The organism is Shewanella woodyi ATCC 51908, from assembly GCF_000019525.1.
Taxonomy (GTDB): domain Bacteria; phylum Pseudomonadota; class Gammaproteobacteria; order Enterobacterales; family Shewanellaceae; genus Shewanella; species Shewanella woodyi.
Genome location: NC_010506.1, coordinates 4,206,774 through 4,224,541 on the forward strand (window position 1 = coordinate 4,206,774; position 17,768 = coordinate 4,224,541).

The 17,768-nt window shown below is 42.5% G+C and carries 13 protein-coding genes and 1 pseudogene; 5 read left to right on the top strand and 9 right to left on the bottom strand.

Features of this window, described 5'->3' with window-relative positions; genetic code table 11:
* Positions 1 to 35: 35 nt before the first annotated feature.
* Positions 36 to 461: a GNAT family N-acetyltransferase gene (locus SWOO_RS17740; RefSeq protein WP_012326044.1), complete on the bottom strand. Its 426-nt coding sequence runs from the start codon at positions 459 to 461 to the stop codon at positions 36 to 38.
* A 394-nt stretch (positions 462 to 855) separates the two neighbouring features.
* Between SWOO_RS17740 and SWOO_RS17745 the strand changes: the two genes are divergently transcribed.
* Together SWOO_RS17745 and SWOO_RS26055 are read left to right on the top strand one after the other, a co-directional pair.
* Positions 856 to 2,238, top strand: coding sequence for an RsmB/NOP family class I SAM-dependent RNA methyltransferase (locus SWOO_RS17745; protein WP_012326045.1), 1,383 nt, complete (start codon positions 856 to 858; stop codon positions 2,236 to 2,238).
* A gap of 158 nt (positions 2,239 to 2,396) precedes the next feature.
* On the top strand, positions 2,397 to 2,567 hold the full coding sequence (locus tag SWOO_RS26055) for a hypothetical protein (RefSeq protein ID WP_012326046.1): 171 nt from the start codon (positions 2,397 to 2,399) through the stop codon (positions 2,565 to 2,567).
* A gap of 171 nt (positions 2,568 to 2,738) precedes the next feature.
* Here the strand turns inward: SWOO_RS26055 and SWOO_RS26290 are convergent, their stop codons facing one another.
* Positions 2,739 to 2,912 (bottom strand): hypothetical protein, encoded by a 174-nt coding sequence (locus SWOO_RS26290; RefSeq protein WP_229377250.1) that lies wholly within the window; start codon positions 2,910 to 2,912, stop codon positions 2,739 to 2,741.
* Positions 2,913 to 3,089: 177 nt separating this feature from the next.
* Between SWOO_RS26290 and SWOO_RS17750 the strand changes: the two genes are divergently transcribed.
* Positions 3,090 to 6,212: an NAD(P)-binding protein gene (locus SWOO_RS17750; RefSeq protein ID WP_012326047.1), complete on the top strand. Its 3,123-nt coding sequence runs from the start codon at positions 3,090 to 3,092 to the stop codon at positions 6,210 to 6,212.
* A 75-nt stretch (positions 6,213 to 6,287) separates the two neighbouring features.
* Here the strand turns inward: SWOO_RS17750 and SWOO_RS17755 are convergent, their stop codons facing one another.
* Positions 6,288 to 7,958 carry a sensor domain-containing diguanylate cyclase gene (locus SWOO_RS17755; RefSeq protein ID WP_012326048.1) on the bottom strand — a complete coding sequence of 557 codons (1,671 nt, stop codon included), beginning with the start codon at positions 7,956 to 7,958 and terminating at the stop codon, positions 6,288 to 6,290.
* 534 nt (positions 7,959 to 8,492) lie between these two features.
* Entirely contained in the window at positions 8,493 to 9,032 is a 540-nt protein-coding gene (locus SWOO_RS17760) for a YfaZ family outer membrane protein (RefSeq protein ID WP_012326049.1), read from the bottom strand.
* Between the two features lie 282 nt (positions 9,033 to 9,314).
* On the opposite strand from SWOO_RS17760, the gene SWOO_RS17765 reads away from it, so the two are divergent.
* Positions 9,315 to 9,800 carry a glutathione peroxidase gene (locus SWOO_RS17765; protein WP_012326050.1) on the top strand — a complete coding sequence of 162 codons (486 nt, stop codon included), beginning with the start codon at positions 9,315 to 9,317 and terminating at the stop codon, positions 9,798 to 9,800.
* A gap of 486 nt (positions 9,801 to 10,286) precedes the next feature.
* Here SWOO_RS17765 and SWOO_RS17770 read toward each other — a convergent pair whose 3' ends face one another.
* Complete coding sequence (locus SWOO_RS17770) at positions 10,287 to 12,074, bottom strand: M1 family metallopeptidase (RefSeq protein ID WP_012326051.1); 1,788 nt, start codon at positions 12,072 to 12,074, stop codon at positions 10,287 to 10,289.
* Positions 12,075 to 12,229: 155 nt separating this feature from the next.
* Between SWOO_RS17770 and SWOO_RS17775 the strand changes: the two genes are divergently transcribed.
* The gene (locus SWOO_RS17775; protein WP_012326052.1) at positions 12,230 to 13,108 is read left to right on the top strand and encodes a collagenase; all 879 of its coding nucleotides are present in this window, start codon (positions 12,230 to 12,232) and stop codon (positions 13,106 to 13,108) included.
* A 661-nt stretch (positions 13,109 to 13,769) separates the two neighbouring features.
* On the opposite strand, the gene SWOO_RS17785 is transcribed toward SWOO_RS17775, so the two are convergent.
* From SWOO_RS17785 to tnpA, 4 genes and pseudogenes are all read right to left on the bottom strand, one after another.
* Positions 13,770 to 14,741, bottom strand: coding sequence for a PstS family phosphate ABC transporter substrate-binding protein (locus tag SWOO_RS17785; RefSeq protein WP_012326053.1), 972 nt, complete (start codon positions 14,739 to 14,741; stop codon positions 13,770 to 13,772).
* Between the two features lie 203 nt (positions 14,742 to 14,944).
* Positions 14,945 to 16,240 (bottom strand): phosphate regulon sensor histidine kinase PhoR, encoded by a 1,296-nt coding sequence (gene phoR / locus SWOO_RS17790; protein WP_012326054.1) that lies wholly within the window; start codon positions 16,238 to 16,240, stop codon positions 14,945 to 14,947.
* 99 nt (positions 16,241 to 16,339) lie between these two features.
* Complete coding sequence (gene phoB / locus SWOO_RS17795) at positions 16,340 to 17,029, bottom strand: phosphate regulon transcriptional regulator PhoB (RefSeq protein WP_012326055.1); 690 nt, start codon at positions 17,027 to 17,029, stop codon at positions 16,340 to 16,342.
* Between the two features lie 198 nt (positions 17,030 to 17,227).
* A pseudogene (gene tnpA / locus SWOO_RS17800) lies at positions 17,228 to 17,662 on the bottom strand (IS200/IS605-like element ISShwo2 family transposase).
* Between the last annotated feature and the right edge of the window lie 106 nt (positions 17,663 to 17,768).

Below are 17,768 nucleotides of genomic sequence, written 5' to 3' on the forward strand. Positions count from 1 at the left end.
GTATCGATAGGGACGAGCTTTAGCAAGGTTAGGCTTTAAACGTTAATAACGGCCAGCATGTCTTCATCCATCCCTACTTCAGTGAAACCAAAGCTTGAATAAAAATCTTTTGCAACTGGGTTTTTAGGGTTGTAACAGATCTCAATCTCCCTAAGTTTTGTAGACTGTTTAATCTCATTTAAAGCTAAATCTAAAGCTTTTCGACCTATACCCTTGTTTTGGAATTTTTGATCAATCATAAAGCGCCAAATAGATGTTTTCTCTGATGTTTCATGAACCCACATGAAAAAGCCCACGAGCTCTTTATTTGCGTAAATAGCACGGGATTCGTAACCCTCAAAAAGAGACTCGACAAGTGACCATGTATTTTCTGCAACAAGAGCTTCCTGCTCTTTAGACACTTCCAGCTCACAAACCTGTTCATAATTTTTTCTTGTAACAGGTTGAAGTAATACTTCCACTAACTACTCCTTAACTAAAATAAAGCTAACTAAAATCAAGTCCGCTTATACTAATCAACAACATAACGACTGTAATGTACATTATCAATATTCTACCTACGGCTAAAGCTTACCTAATTAATCTAACCAGCCATTAAATGATCACGTTCACATCCATTATTCTTTTCTTCGACTTGAACTCAGAGTTATCAAAAATAACGTATTGCCGAGAAACTTAGAAACAACGGGCTCCAACCCTCAATAACCTACTTAATAACTTACTCAATACCAAAACTCAGTCAGATGCTAAAAACCAGAAAATGTAATCAGCCTTAATTCCAAGACTCCACCCTCTCCTATGAGCAGAACTCTTCTGTTATAATCCCACCTAACCAGCCTATCTAAACAACTACCCATGGTCGACGCCTTGAATACAAGCCAAACTCGCTCAACAGAGCCATCAGCTGACGCACTCTCTTTTGATAACCTGCAAGCCGATACGCCGGCTCAAAAACGTGCATTAAGCTATGCCAATACCATCTATCAGCTGTTTCATCAGGTGATGGATAAGCAGCAGCCTGCCGATCGGGTTGTAGGTGAATATTTCAGGGTAAATAAGAAACACGGCTCTAAAGACAGACGAGTTATCCGAGAAAGCCTGTTTGCACTGTTTCGTTGGTGGGGGTGGTTACGAAAGTTCGACTCTCAATCAGAAATTGAGCAGACTTGGCTTATACAATTAACCATTAATGCCCGTTTAGAATCTCACCCGTGGAGTGAATTTATCTCAGCGTGGGAGACGTTTGCAGGTTTAGTTAGCATAAATTCAGCCCCTGAGTTTAGCCATATATCACAAAGAGCCACTTGGTTAAATGAGCAGTTCTCTGAACATTGTTTCACGACCGACGAGCTCGTTCCCGATTGGTTTTGGGAGGTCTGCCCAAGTGAGAATAGTGAGCAGCGTTTAGCATTAGTTGAGTCGCTCTCATCTCGTCCACCTATCTGGGGACGGGTACAGAATATCGACCTTGATGACGCCATTCAATCTCTGCAAAAATTAGATATTCCAGCTAAAGGTTGTGAGTTTTTCAGCGACAGCATCAACCTTGGTAATAAGAATATTAACCTTAATGGGCTCTCTCTTTATAAAGAGGGTGAACTTGAGATCCAAGATCTTGGCTCTCAAGTTGTTGGCCAACTCTGTCAACCTAGAGCTGATGACAACTGGTGGGATACGTGTAGTGGCGCAGGTGGTAAAAGCTTACAAATACGCTCGCTAATGTTACAACAATCTCAAGAGGCTCAAGGCAGTATTATCGCTTCTGATATACGTAGAAAGCCCCTAGAGGAGCTGGCGAAAAGAGCAAAACGTGCTGGCTTTAAGAAGATCACCACATCCCCTTGGAAATCAGATGAACTCCCAGTACCTCATGCTCACTTTGATGGGGTGTTAGTCGATGCTCCCTGCAGTTGCACTGGCACTTGGCGACGTAACCCAGATATGCGCTGGATAGACACCATAGACACAGTGCTAGATAAGCCGAGTTTACAGCTGGATATTTTAACTCGATCCAGCAAAGCCGTGAAAGCAGGTGCAACTTTGGTCTACGCTACATGCTCACTCTCTCCTTTGGAGAATGAAGAGGTGGTCAAGGCCTTTCTGGCTCAACACAGTGATTTTAGCCTAGAGATAACCACTCACCCCTTTACTGGCGCTAAAGACACCATGCATACCGTAGTCCCTTATCAGGCAGATACTGATGGTATGTTTGTCGCACGGATGCTCAAACGTAGCTAATGAGCAATCTTTACCCTGCTGCAGATAAGCAGACAATAGATAAAGGCGGCTTTGGCTGCCTTTATCATCAAACTGCGCAGTGTCATACTCCTGTCATCTCGCCTAATTAATATCCAGACAATACATATCTATCAACACTCAATAATTGGATATAAACAATGTCAAACTTCTACGACAATGATGATCTTCTCTGGGACAGTGAAATAGGTGAGGAGACTCGCGATAAACATAAGAGTAAACGAAATAAGCATAATCGCAGACAATTATCAGATCAAAAACGTCAAGCTTTCGAGTCTGAGCAAGCTAGCAGATCGACCTACCACTCTTAGTCAAATATAGATCTTCTCCTATAGATTTATACCAATCAGTATAAGAAGTTGATCTACTCAGAGTGTTTTTTGGCAAACTAATTCAAGGCGAATGAATGATAGAATGGCTGTTCCCTTGTGAGTTCATTCAACGCAGAAGTAGGCAGCCAAAACACTCCTTACAGGCGAGTCTTAGCGATTCTGATACTGCGTTAACGAGCTTAACCGTAGAATGACTATGCTCTTCACTCGTTGCCTTGCCTCAGTACCGCTAAACTCTCGCTGAGCGATCAAATCTTTATACTGATTGGTATTAACCACAGCCTCAACAATATTCTGGCTTGATGTTCTGCCCTCAAAACTCATGCAGTCTCAAGCCTTAAAAAGGGATAGAGCCATCTCTTTTTTATCACTACTTCTCTCCTGCTAAATTTGATTATTCCCAAATCTCTTATATCCTAAATCATTCATACGTAAAGAAATAACCATGTTAAGCCAGCATCCGTTAGAGATGTAATGCTTGCCATACTAAGGAATAAAAAAATGGAACAATCACGTCCAAATTTTATCTACCCTTCGGGCTCCATGTTAATGCACTCTCCCCTTATTCTTAATAAAGCTGATATGTATGGCTTTTTTATGAAAGGCAAAGAGAAAAACCTGCAAAAATCTATCGATACCAGTCTCAACCAAGTCGCAGGAAGCAGCATGTACTTTAAGGTGCTCTCCCCCTATGTGCTGACCAGTTTTACTCGAGTCGATAAAGCTTACTCTGCTTATCCTCAAGACCGAGATAAAGGCTGGCTCCAGGAGACTGATATTATCACTTGGGTCATGGTAGGCCGAAAAAACAGCGCCACAAGCGACGACATAAGCCATGTATATTTTCATCCACTGCATATCTTCGTCAATGACGCCATGGCCCTAATCAATGGGCGAGAGCTCTTTGGTTACCCTAAATATATGTGTGAATATGAGATGCCAATGCCTGGGCAACCTCTCACTAAGCTCAGCCTGGCGGCAAAGAGTTTTAAAACCTTCTCAGCAGAAACGGAGCTGGCAATGCATCCTCTGTTAGAGGTGAACTGTGAAGCTAAAGAGGAGGAGCAACTATCAACAGCTGAGGCCATTAGCCAGACTTGGCAGTTATTTAAAGATCAGACCGATTTTATTCCTGAACTGGATAAGCTAGGTGAAGAGCAGCTCTTTAGTTTGCTGTTTAAACCTGCCATCGATCAGGTTTTTCTTAAGCAGTTACCTGACTCATCCGGTGATAAAGCGGTTTACCAAGCAATCACCGCCTCCCCCGCTAAAGTGAACAAGGTGCATTCGCTCTCTCTACTTGAAAATGATCTACTCGCTACCGTATTCGATAATGACAGCTTTCCACTGAAAGAGTCACTTGGGGTTGAGCTAGGCGAGCAACATGTCCTGCTACCCTACCATGTTAATTTTGATTTCGAAGTACCAGCAGGCGAAGTACTTGTCGATAACTCAGTACTAAAAAAAGAGAAGATCGCTATTTTAGGTGGTGGGGTCGCCGCCATCACTGCAGCCGCCTGCCTCACGGAGCAACCAGGGTGGCAAAACCGCTATGAGATAGATATCTATCAGATGGGATGGCGCATTGGTGGCAAAGGTGCCAGTGGCCGCAATGCCGAATATGGCCAACGAATTGAAGAACATGGGCTGCATATCTGGTTTGGTTTCTACCAAAATGCTTTTAACTTGATGCGGAAAGCTTATGAGGAGTTAGACAGACCTGCAGGAACCCCACTAGCAACCTTTTTAGATGCTTTCAAACCACATAATTTTATTGTACTTCAGGAAGATGTGGGCGGTGACTCAGACAGTTGGCCGATAGTATTTCCCGAGCGAAGTGGCCTTCCTGGAGATAGCACAGAAACCTTAACTTTATGGAAGGTGGTAAAAGCGGCCTTTAGCTGGATCCGACAGTGGCTCTCGGATATGGATGAGATACTCGATGAGTCAAACAGCGAGTCAGCGAAACCTATTCACTGGTTTAGCGAGGAGTGGTTTGAACGTCTCAATGACAAGATAGAGGACTCCCTTGAAGATGCAAGAGAGAGCTTATCCACACTGGGAGATAAGCTTGAATGTCACTTTAATCAGCTTATTGGACGTGAGTGCGATGATCACGCTCACCATGATGACGAGGGGTTGATCGAAAGCGCGGTAGACAGTCTCAGGGCTAGGCTAGAGGAGCGCTTCATCGATAAGCTAGAAACGAATGATGAGCTGCGCCGTCTCTATATCGCCGCCGATCTGGGACTCACCATACTCAAAGGTATGTTTGCCGATGATCTGTTTGCAAAAGGCTTCGATGCCATTAACGATTATGATTACCGAGAGTGGCTAACTAAGCATGGAGCGAACCAAACTTTCACAGTTGACTCGGCACCGGTTAGAGGTTTTTACGATCTGGTCTTCGCCTATGAAAAGGGAAACTTTGATAAACCTAACCTCGAAGCAGGTACCATTATTCGCTCCATGTTACGTATCGCATTTTGCTATCAGGGCGGCGTGATGTGGAAAATGCAAGCAGGCATGGGAGATACAGTATTTACCCCCTACTATGAAGTGCTTAAACGTCGAGGAGTCAAATTCCACTTCTTCAATCGCGTCGATAATTTGGTCTGCGAAAACAGCAGCATTCAAGCCATTGAGATAACCGAGCAGGCTCAATTAAAAGAGGGCGTGAATGAGTACAACCCTTTTGTCGATGTAAAAGGCTTAGACTGCTGGCCAAGTGCACCAAATTATGAGCAACTCAATCCAGAGGAAGCTGAGCTACTTCAAGACAAGAATATCAATTTAGAGCACTTTTGGAGTGACTGGGAGCAGGAGTACCAAGCTAAGTTCAATCAACCACTCCCCACTAAACGACTCGAAAAAGGGGTCGACTTTGATCAGGTGATCTTTGGTCTCTCTATTGGCTCAGTTCCCCATGTGGCCAGTGAAGTTATCACCCAAAGCCCGCCTCTGGCTCAGGCGGTAGATAAGGTGCAAACCGTGGCGACTCAAGCTTATCAACTCTGGCTAAATCAGGACCTTGAAGGGATGGGTTGGCCGCTCAAAACCGAAGATAACCAAGAGCCTGTGCTATCAGGCTTTACCGAACCCTTCGATACTTGGGCCTCCATGGGTCAGCTGCTCGATAAGGAGGATTGGCCAAGCGATACTGAGCCTAAAAATGCCAGTTACTTCTGCTCTGCCCTACCAGTCGATAGCTACCCTCCCCAAAGCGATACTCAGTTTGCACAGCAAAAAACTGAGGAGGCTAAAGCGGGCGCTATCGGTCAACTTAAGGCTCAGATCCATAAACTCTGGGGCAATGTGGGAGAAAGCTTCCCTTGGCAATGGCTGCACGACCCACAAAACAGACAAGGTGAAGCTAGATTCGACAGCCAATATTGGCGAGCAAATGTTGATCCATCTGAGCGCTATGTACTCTCGGTCAAGGGCAGTAGTCAGTACAGAATCGATACCGATGGTACAGGGATAGATAACCTCTTTGTTACCGGAGACTGGATTAAAACGGGCATCAATGCAGGGTGTGTTGAGGCCGCGACGATGGCGGGAATGCACACATCCAAAGCCATTAGTGGCTATCCTAAAGTGATTAAGGGGGAGAAAGACTTCTAATTTTACCCATAGTTAAAAGTGCTGGGCTTAGCGATAACAGCTCAGCACTTTCTACTACTCAATGACAAAACGCTTTTAAACCAAGGTCTCATCTTGTATCGACATCTGTTGCAGCTGATCTTCACGTCGCTTAGCTGTTTTACGCTTGTACATATCTCTGTCGGCAGCTCTTAACCACTCACTGGCATCTTTTGCCTCACTGCTAAAGGCATAACCGTAACTAATCCCAGTCTCTTTATACACCTGATTCGATATGGAGCTAGATAACTCCTCAATCTTCTTCAATATGTCAGCAAGTTGCACCTCTGAAACCAAGATAACAAAATTATCGCCACCTATTCGAAACAGCTTCGCTCTCTCCATTAAATCACAGCTATTTTTCAACTCTTTAGCTGCATGTACCAACAAACTGTCTCCTTCATGATGCCCCAAGGTATGGTTAACCTGCTTTAACCCATCTAAATCGAGTAATATCAGTGCTAGGCTCTTCTTAGCGTCCTCTCCAAAAAACGTTTCAGACAGTAGGTATTCATCAAATGCATGCCGGTTAGGTAACTGAGTCAACTTATCTTGTCTTGCCTTCTCCCAAGCAACCCCTAAGGTTTCGATATAACTTTGTCGCTCTTCAGACAGAAGCTTAATCTTATAAGCTAAGGCTAAAGACAACATTAAGGCATCAACTGTGCCACCAATTAAGGTTGCAAGCTCTGCGTTCTCAATAAAGTCTGATGTGATCCCCATATTGCCCGGCAAAATAATCACAGCAGGTAGCAGTAGGCAGGTAAAAGCAAAAATAAAGTAACGGGCAGGATAAAAACCTTTAATCAAACAGACATTACCACAGGTAATTGCCAGAGCAATCCAAAGCATGATCAACACTGATGCGATAAGCGCCGTATAAGAGAGTAAAAATATACTGGTAGGCAAGGCAAGAATACAGGTCCACATCAAGAGCTTACTTAATCGCCATAACTTAGGCGAGTACTCAGGAAGTTGAAGGAAATGTTTATAAAATAGAATATTGAAGATCGGTAACCCAATAAAGAACAGGTGGTGGATCTCTAAATTATGGAATCCCCAAAGGTGAGCACCAAGGTGAAAAGTGAGCGCCCAACCAGTGAAGTAGGTGATCACATAGAGCCCATAATAGAGAAAGGCGCGGTCGCGAATAGAGAAGTAGATAAGCAAGTTGTAGCAGGCAATAAACAGCAAGCCCCCTAGACACAACATCACCAACATGGCTTCCATATCTGAACTGTTCTTATAAGCACCGTAAGGCTCAAGCTCTACCTTAGGCACAGATGAGAAGTAGCGACTCTCCATTCGAATGACAAACCAATAATCAACGTCATAATGAAGCTCGACCTCACGGCCATAGCTAAACAGAAACTCATAAGGCGCAGAGTAGCCACTATGGTGATATTGAGAACTGCCATCATTCCCTAATAGGGTGTAGTCCAATGATTCAACAATGGAGTTACGAACATTAATCGCCCACTTAGTCTCACGGCTATAGCGATGGACAGGGATCACCATCCAATAACTACCGCCAGTCAAACTAATTGAGTCTGCTTTATCTAATGTCGACATCCAGTCAGTGACTTCTGCGTACTCTTTAGGTGCACTTTGGTTGTCTTTTGCATAAAAAAGAAAGGATTGATCTAACGAAGGAGCCCCGATAGATGAAAAGCTGCAGCCTATAAGACTAAAAAACAGGAGCAAGCATACAGTCACTCTGTAACTCATTAATTATAAATCCTTGATAAATAAAATACTCAACAGCCAAAAAATACAGGATTCAGAATGCCAGGGAGTGACTAAGTTTAAGGTTGCAATTTGCTCCTGCTTCACAACGAACTCACCATCCCTGATGACGACATTATAAGGTAATAGTAAGCAGTTCTCCGCTGCCCTACCCTATAAACAAAACATTACCATAACAAACATAGATCAATTCTATTAACATGAAAGGGATAATACAATACTCTTGCCAAGATAAGAGTCACTCCATTTTCACCTGAAGCCCTCTTAAACCTTAACGTCTATTCCTATCAATCACTTATTAAATATAAGGTTTAAAACTATTTATGTTGCTAATTGTACACAAAAATGTCGAAGAGACGCTACAAAGTAGCGTTCAATAAGTCAGTTCACTGTTGTCTTATGTTGAGATCGAGTGATCACTTAAGCTAAAAAGAGGAGGAGTTTAGCCCATCACAAGTCGGCAATGGGCTGACACAATTGGAGAAAAGAAAAGATTAAAGCGAGCTAGTTCTGAATTTAAAACCTTGCCCTTGCGCCAATATAAAACCCGCTATCGAAGGTTGAGTTATCGGCATAATCGTATTGAAAACGAATATTTCGATAGCCAGCAAATAATGCCAAACTTGGGTTTAACTGAAACTGCATTTTACTGTCGAGCTCATATTGCCCATCAACACTACCAAATGACAGTACCGAAGGTGCGTAGTATCCAGATGCATGAAATGACAAACTGGAGCCGAGATCCATTTTGTAGCGCCCACCAACACCCACAGCACTACCATTAGCACTCTGCTTAGCCCACACATATGAAAATTTAGCCCCAACTTCAAAATGGTGGATCCCCGCATCATGAGAAATATGCATCGCAGCTGAGGTTAAATGGCCGCCATCATTGGAGTAGATATAACCAAACACGGCATTGGTATTCTTATTTAAATCGATAGCAAGATCAGTTGAAATAACATCATCGTTTAAACCGACACTAAAATCATTGGCAAAAGCTGTCACTGAAACAGATGACAAAATTAGCAGGCTACTCAATAAACTTAATCGCATAAAAGTCTCATATTTACTGTTTTGCGGATAGTACCAAACTTAGTAGCAACCTCCACTACCTTGCTCTTTTTAAAAATAAAAACATTAGTTAACCACTACATATCTACAAAGCATCAGTAACACAGCCCTCAGCGTAAGCATCATAAGCAACATATAGATTAACCTAGCAACAAGATGTATCTCTTATCAGCTGAACACTTTAAATATAATTGCGCACAACTTATTGGCTTGCAACTCTTTTCGTTTTATACTCAACAGGCATTGAGAATATGGAGAGATAAGATGACAACTAAAATTTGGGATTTTACGGTTAATGATATTCAGGGGGCTGAAAGCTCGCTTACTGACTTTAAAGGTAAAGTACTTCTGATCGTCAATACGGCTAGTGGGTGCGGCTTTACACCTCAATACCAAGGCCTACAATCCCTTTATGAAAAATTCGGTCCCGATAAGTTTGCAGTCTTAGGCTTTCCATGTAATCAGTTTGGGGCTCAGGAGAGTGGTAGTAATAGTGAGATCCAATCATTTTGTGAGCTCAACTTTAATGTCAGCTTCCCTATGTTTCAAAAAATAGAGGTGAACGGTGAAGATGCTCACCCCCTGTATCAATACCTAAAATCATCAGCAAAAGGGATACTTGGCAGTCAAAGGATCAAATGGAACTTCACCAAATTCTTAGTCGATAGTGATGGCAAAGTACTTGAGAGGTTTGCTCCAACCACTAAGCCTGAAGCTCTCACAAAAAAAATTGAAGAATTATTAAAGTAAATCAGACAACTAGAAATAAAAATGTAAATTCCACAAAAAATATCGATTATTTTTTGAACTTTTTATCTGGGGGGGAACTCAAACAATATGAGCAGCGAAGAGTTTTTTCATGTTCATCATTCTCCCCGGGACTTCTAGCGCAGTCCCCTTGACCTAACAGGTCATAAGGCAACCCTATGGTTGCCCTTTTTTTTGGCTTTTTCTCTCCCTAATTTGAAAATAATTTAAATTATTTTCAAATAGTGATGAACTATTTCAAACAACAGCACTCTGACTATATGTAACGTTTTTGGTGTTACAAGTTTAATGTTTTCATCAAGGTTCATCACCTCCCTTTAGGTACTCACTTGGGTACCAATGAGAAGAATTAAGTTTACTGCTAGCGCTAATAGCTTAACGACTCTACATACTCATTCTAAAAGAATGATACGGCATCCCATCTCAATAGAGATAGTGGATGCCTTTTTTTATCAGCTTTTTATGGCATTAACTGAAGCTCAGAAGTTTATCTAGCTGAGTCACAATCGAAGGGTGGTAACCTTTTCTCGCTTCACGATAGATCTCTTTCATCTCGCTTTCATAACCAGCAACTTGTAACTCGGTAAACAAAGGCTTTACAAACTTCCCCCTACCGATACGGATCAGATAATCACTTAAGGCAGGTAAAACCGGATCATAATGATTACGTATCGCAACCCTAAACCAGTCACAAGCAATCTCTGCATTGGTTGAATCTGTCAGCTTAAAATGATTATCGAGATCCATCAGTTGGGACTGTTTTTGAACCTCAGGTAAGCTATTGAGAAAGTATTGCCAGTGATGAACACGCCAAGCCTCTGTCTCTAGCGACTCTGCACAAGCCCCTTTAGCCCAGAGTGAAAGAGCAAGATCCACTTTATCTAAACTATCTGATTGCGGCGCCGTAAAACAGCTCGGCATACCACAGCCATACACCCACTCATTTAATTCAGCCTCAGATATCTTATCTGCATGCTCAATTAGTAAGGTTTGCTTAGCATAATCAATAAAGCGCTCTGTGGTGATCGCTTCAAACGCAAAATGCTCTACATAGGTAAAAAGAAACTTATCAAACGCCTCACGACCAATACGTTTTTCAAGATCATGAACAAACATAGAGGCCTTGTCATACGTAAAGCGGTTAAATGCTTCATTAGGATCTTGTTTCTGCACGTTTGCCGGTAAGTTTTGCTCCGCAAATGCAGTGGTCGCTAACTCCTCCTTTAAGCGCCCATACTCCAGGACGACCTCAAGCTCAGCTTGCTCTTTACCAAACACGGCTTCGACAATTCGATTGGTAAAATAGGTTGTGAACCCTTCATTCAGCCAGAGATCTCGCCAAGTTGCATTACTGACTAAGTTACCCGTCCAGGAGTGAGCCAACTCATGAGCAACGGTCGAAACCAGGCTCTTATCACCAGCAATGAGTGTTGGCGTCATAAAGGCGAGCCTAGGATTCTCCATGCCGCCAAAGGGGAAACTAGGTGGCAACACCAGCATGTCATATCGCCCCCAAGGGTATGGACCAAGAAGAGATTCAGCTGTAACAACCATCTCCTCTGTATCCTCAAACTCTTTAACGGCGGCCTCTAACAACTCTGGCTCAGCATACACTCCTGTTCGTGGGCCAATAGGGCCAAAAGCGAGATCCCCCACGGCGATAGCAAGTAGATGCGTAGGAATGGGTTTTTCCATCGAAAAATCAAACTCACCATCTAGCTTAGCCTCAGCGTCATTCATGGCACTCATTACAACACGCATGCCTGATGGCGCTTTCACTTTGGCATTAAAAGTAATTCTGGCTTTTGGCGTGTCTTGTAACGGTATCCAACTTCTGGCATTAACAGGTTGTGACTGGCTAAAAAGAAACGGAAGAGTTTTACCACTGGTCTGCAGCGGACTCAACCACTGCAAACCCTCAGCATCAGGAGAGGTGACATAATGAACGATGACCTTATTTAGCTTTGAAGTAAAAGAGATATTCAAACGCTGACCAAGTATGGGGTCCTCTTTATCAATAACAAAGGTAAGCTCTGCGCCCTCTTCATCCTCAACACCTATAATGGTCAACTCTCTTAGGTCTAACCAAAGTTCCCGGCAACTCTTATCAAGATAATCTAACGCCAAAGAAGCGACACCAGATAACTGTTTAGCTTGAAAATTAACATTCAATGCCAGTTCAAGGTGCGTGACTCTTACTCTCTCTACGTTGGAGAATGAGTGGTGATCATGATTGTTATCCCATCCATTTAACACTTATATATCCTTTTTACGAGTATGATTTTTATCAATTATATGTAAATGAATAGTAACCAGAGCAGAGGCTATTGTCATCGTAATTGACTTCAATTCTTTAAGGTGAAACACTTAAGGGATACTTTATACAATAAAAACAACTAAGGTAACACTGAATGAAGGTATCTAACCTCCTCCCTATTGCCACTTTACTCTCTCTTTATACTTTTACTGCCAATGCAGAATCATCATCCCTTTCTGAAATCTTAACTCAGGAACATGCGTGCAGCGATACTATTCTTATCCGCTCTCAAGCTTTATCGCAAGCTCAAATAGCTCAAGCCTGTCAGTTATTGAGTACTCAAGAAGCAAAATTTCATGCCCTATTTGGCACTCGAGGAAAACCTGTAGCCAATGACAACAATGTCAGTATGAGAGCCAATGTCTATCACTCCCGCGAAGATTATGTTCAATATGTGACCGCACATTTCGATGTTCCCAGCGATAATGGTGGTATGTTCCTCGAGGGCTTACCTCACAAATTGAATAACCAAGCTGAGTTTGTCGCCTACGAGAAAAAGGGCCAGATCTGGAATTTAGCTCACGAGTACGTGCATTACCTCGATGGACACTTCAACCTCTACGGTGATTTTTGCGCCTCACTCCATGACTCCCATAGCGCCCCTGAGTATTGCCCAAAACCTGCGCCACTTTTGCCTCACCTCGTTTGGTGGAGTGAAGGACTAGGTGAATATATCTCTCAAGGCGATAATAATGAGGCCGCCATAAAATTAGCAAAAGACTCCTTAGCCAGCGAGACGAGTTACCCACTGAGTGAACTATTTAATACCAGCTATGAGATAAATGGTGGTTCTGACAGGGTCTACCGCTGGGGATATTTAGCGGTTCGCTTTATGATCGAGCAGCACAGAGACAAAATCGAGCAGATGCTAACCTTTACTCGCAAAGGAGATTACCCTAGGTACCAAGCCTTGGTGAAACAGTGGGGAGCACAGATGGATGGTGAGTTTAAAGATTGGCTCATATCACTCTAAGAGTATTTTTACCTTTTTAAACAATAGTTAAATAGTGAAGAGGTTCCAGTGTTAAAATAAATTCTAAAAAACTGGGAAAAAAATTGAACCAATTAAAATAGCCGCAGTCCTATATAGTGAATCAGTTACAAGGCATCAATTTTTGCTCTGTTTTTGTTCATCATCATCTCCCTTTAAGAGACTCATTGGTTTCTTATAAGATGAGAAAGGACTTTGTTAGCGCACATAGGTTAAACCCTGTGAATAGTCCCTCTCCTCTTAATGTGAAAGATCTTTATGGCAGCCCTCGATTGTAGGTGCTGCCATTTTTTTACTCCACATTTTTTCCATCCCACCTTAGCATTAACTCTCTAACTTCTATCTCTAGGAGCCCCGATCGAAAAAAAAGATCATTAATTTCTAAATTATTCTGAACTTTTCCGTGAAAGTAGACTCTGACTATATGAAGCGAATTTTTGCTTAGAGTTAATAAGTTACAACTAACTTTAAGTCTATTTTCACTGTTCATCATTCTCCCTTATTAGATGGTCTCTAGCGCGGCTATCACCAGTTCCAAATTTGGAAATGTAGCGACCTGATTAGGTCGCTTTTTTTTGCCTTACTTAAAAGTAACGCACAAAAAAGGCCTCACTAGGAGGCCTTTTAAACAACTCTTATTAGCTTAAAGACGAATACCAGCTTTAGCTAAATCTTTCGCTGTCACACTACGAGGAAGTGGTACATAACCATCTTTCTCTACAATCTGCTGACCTTGCTTAGAGAGCGCAAACTTAAGAAACTCACGATCCATCGGCGCTAAATCTTTATTTGGATGCTTGTTCACGTAAACATATAGGTAACGTGATAGCGGGTAAGTACCGCTTGCAGCGTTGGCTGCAGTAGCTTCGATGTACTTAGTGCCTTTCTTAGAGATAGCAACGGCTTTCACCCCTGCAGTCTTATAACCGATACCTGAGTAACCGATAGCATTCAGTGATTGAGACACAGACTGCACAACTGACGCTGAACCTGGTTGCTCATTTACATTCGCTTTAAAGTCACCTTTACATAGGGCTTTCTTCTTAAAGTAGCCGTAAGTGCCAGATACTGAGTTACGACCATAAAGCTGAACATCTTTCGCAGACCAACTACCTGTTAGGCCCACATCGCCCCAACGCTTAACATCACTTCCACCGCACTTGTGTGTTGCAGAGAAGATGTCATCGATCTGCTCGATGCTCAAACCTTCAATAGGGTTATCTTTATGAACAAATACCGCGAGTGCATCGATAGCAACACGAATCGCTGTAGGCTGGTAACCGTAATGCTTTTCAAATGCTTCCATTTCGTTTGGCTTCATCTTACGGCTCATAGGTCCAAACTGTGAAGTTCCTTCAGTCAAAGCTGGTGGCGCAGTAGAAGAACCAGCAGCCTGAATTTGGATGTTCACATTAGGGTACATCTCTTTAAACTCTTCTGCCCAAAGTGTCATCATATTAGCCAGAGTATCTGAACCTACAGATGAGAGGTTACCCGATACGCCACTTGATTTTTCATAAACAGGCAGTGACTGATCGATAGCAGCCATAGAGGTTGCAGAAAATACACTAGCGGCAGTTAAACTCACTGCACCGACAAGTTGTTTCAGTTTCATTCTTTGCTCCAGTTTTTAGACGTACTTGCTTAGTTAAATTGCTTAACAATTAAGTTGCAGCAAGTATCAATTGCCAGCATGACAAGTCTATTACTTTGATGTGACACTTAGATGACAGATGCTTTTTTACAAAAAATCTTTTGATTAAATACTTAAAATAAAAAAGCAGGCAAGATGCCTGCTTATATCTCAAGGGGTAAAAATTACTCTTTATAGTCCATTAAGCTAGTGGGGATAAGAAAACTAAAAGTACTTCCCTTACCTAATTCACTGCTTATCATCAATTCACTTTGATGATGGCTAAGGGCATGTTTAGTAATCGCTAAGCCTAAGCCTGTTCCCCCCTTTTGTCGGGTACGAGCACTGTCTACTCGATAGAAACGTTCAGTCAATCGACCTATATGCTGTGGAGCAATGCCATCTCCGGTATCGGTGACGCTAAATACAGCTCCTGAAGCAACACTCTTCCAGCGAACACTTACTTTACCACCGGGCTGGGTATAACGAATCGCATTAGAGATTAGATTAGAGCAGGCACTACGCAGCTCAAGCTCATTGCCATAAAGATCGCTTGCTTCACAATGAAACTCCAACTCATGCTCATCTTGAGACAGGGCCATCGCTTCCTCTCTCAACACATCCATCATATGAGACATATTGATTGTCATCTCAAGATTAATTTCAGTTGAGTCTTCAATACGTGACAGTACCAGCAACTGCTCAACCATAGAGCGCATCCTATTGGTCTGCTGCTGCATCTGATCCATCGCTTTAATATTAGGCGAACCAGGCTCTGCCATCTCCTGCATCATCTCAAGATACCCCTGCAATACAGTGAGCGGCGTTTTAAGCTCATGTGACACATTGGCGACAAAATCTTTACGCATACTCTCTAACTGCCTTACCCGCGTAATATCTCGTGCGATCAATAAGAACTGACCTGTACCATATCCCATAATACGTATCTCAAGAATACGGCTATCGGAGTGAGGAGAGGCAAGCTCCAACGGCTCCTGATAACTCCCCTTTTTCAAATAATTGGAGAAATCGGGGTGACGCAGAAGATTATCAATTCTCTGTCCACTATCCAGCGGCCATACTAAGCCAAGCAGTACCTGCGCTAACTTATTACACCAAACGATATTGTGCTCAGCATCGAGCACAACGGCAGCATCGGGCAGCGCCTCAGCTCCTTGACGAAAACGGCCAAGTAGAAACGCTAACTGCGAGACTCGTTTACGGTTTTTGCCCTGAAGTCGATAGATGCCGTTAAACACTCCCTCCCAGCTCCCCCTTCCGTTTGGAGGAGTAAGACGTCTATCACGCCATAACCAAAAATTTAATCTTGAAAGTTGGCGATAATGCCAAAAAAGTAGGACAACAGTTCCTAAAAGAAGTACCCAAACGATCTCACCGATAAGCAGACCTAAGATAAAGCAGAGTACTAAGTAGGTTATTAACCGAGAGAGCAGCCGATAACCCGAATACGAATCAAACATATAATACTATCCAGACCATTGGATAAGATGAGGCACAAGATAGCGCAAATAAAGCATTGTGCCTAACCAATCTTAATCAGTCGAAGTCACTGACATTATTTATAAACGAGTGGAGAAACGATAACCTGCGCCACGCACCGTTTGAATAAGACGGTCATGGTTAGAGGGTTCAATCGCCTTTCGTAAGCGCCTAATATGTACATCAACCGTTCTATCTTCAACATACACATTGGTGCCCCATACATTATCGAGTAGCTGCTCACGACTATAAACCCGCTCTGGGTGAGTCATAAAAAAATGCAGTAATCTAAACTCGGTTGGCCCCATCTCTAACACCTGCTCACCCACTGTCACTCGGTGGCTAATGGGATCTAACATCAAGCCCTGAACATCAATAGGCTCCTCAAGACTTGTCGGTGAACTGCGACGTATTACCGCTTTAATTCTTGCCACCAGCTCTTTAGGAGAGAAGGGCTTAGTCATATAATCATCAGCACCCACTTCAAGACCGCGTACCTTGTCCTCCTCTTCACCGCGAGCAGTTAACATGATAATTGGGATCTGGCGGGTAAACTCATCCTGACGCATCCGCTTAGCCAATTGAATACCGCTTCCACCAGGAAACATCCAATCTAATAAAACAAGATCTGGGTATGGCTCAGTTAGCAAGTCTAAGGCGGAATCAAAATCTTCAGCAGCTGAAGTCACAAAACCATGCTGTTCCAATACAAAAGTTAGCATCTCTCTAATCGCCAACTCATCTTCAACAATTAATATCCTAGCAGTCATATGCGTTCTTCTGTCCGATGAATGTTCACGCTTCTATTATTGGTCAGTTTTATTACAAAATTATGATCAACAGGGCTATTTTGTCATAAATAATGTGTCTTTGTCATAAACCTGACTCTTAGCTAATTAGGCTTTAAGTAAAGAATCCACCTTCTGAAGAAGGTGGCTTTGTATTAGCCCCCTAAAAGGGGGCGTTGTCTACTTCAAATCTAATTGCGGCTGCTCCTGTTTTTCAACCTTTTCTTGATGCCTTACATATCTTCGAATCACTTCCTCATTAATCCCCACTGTGTCAACAAAGTAACCTCTTTGCCAAAAGTGATTTCCCCATAGCTTATTTTTCCGAAGATACGGATACTTGCTAAACATTTTCAAAGCAATTTTACCTTTTAAAGCACCCATCAACTTTGAAATCGATAGCTTCGGAGGAACTTTGATAACCAGATGTACATGGTCTATTTGTACATTCAACTCTACAACCACACACCCTAACTGCTCACTATAGACATGAATACATCAGTAAACATCTTTTCCTAACTTATTCTTTAAAATCCTAAACCTATACTTAGGTGTCCAAACTATGTGATATTGACATCGCCAATACACATGCGATGCTTTCTCATATCTACTCATGTTTTTTATCCTCTATTACTTCGCTAAAAGTTAGAGTTCAATTAACATGAGTAGATATTCAGGCAAAGCCTAATTGATGATAACCACCTACTGAAGTAGGTGGTTT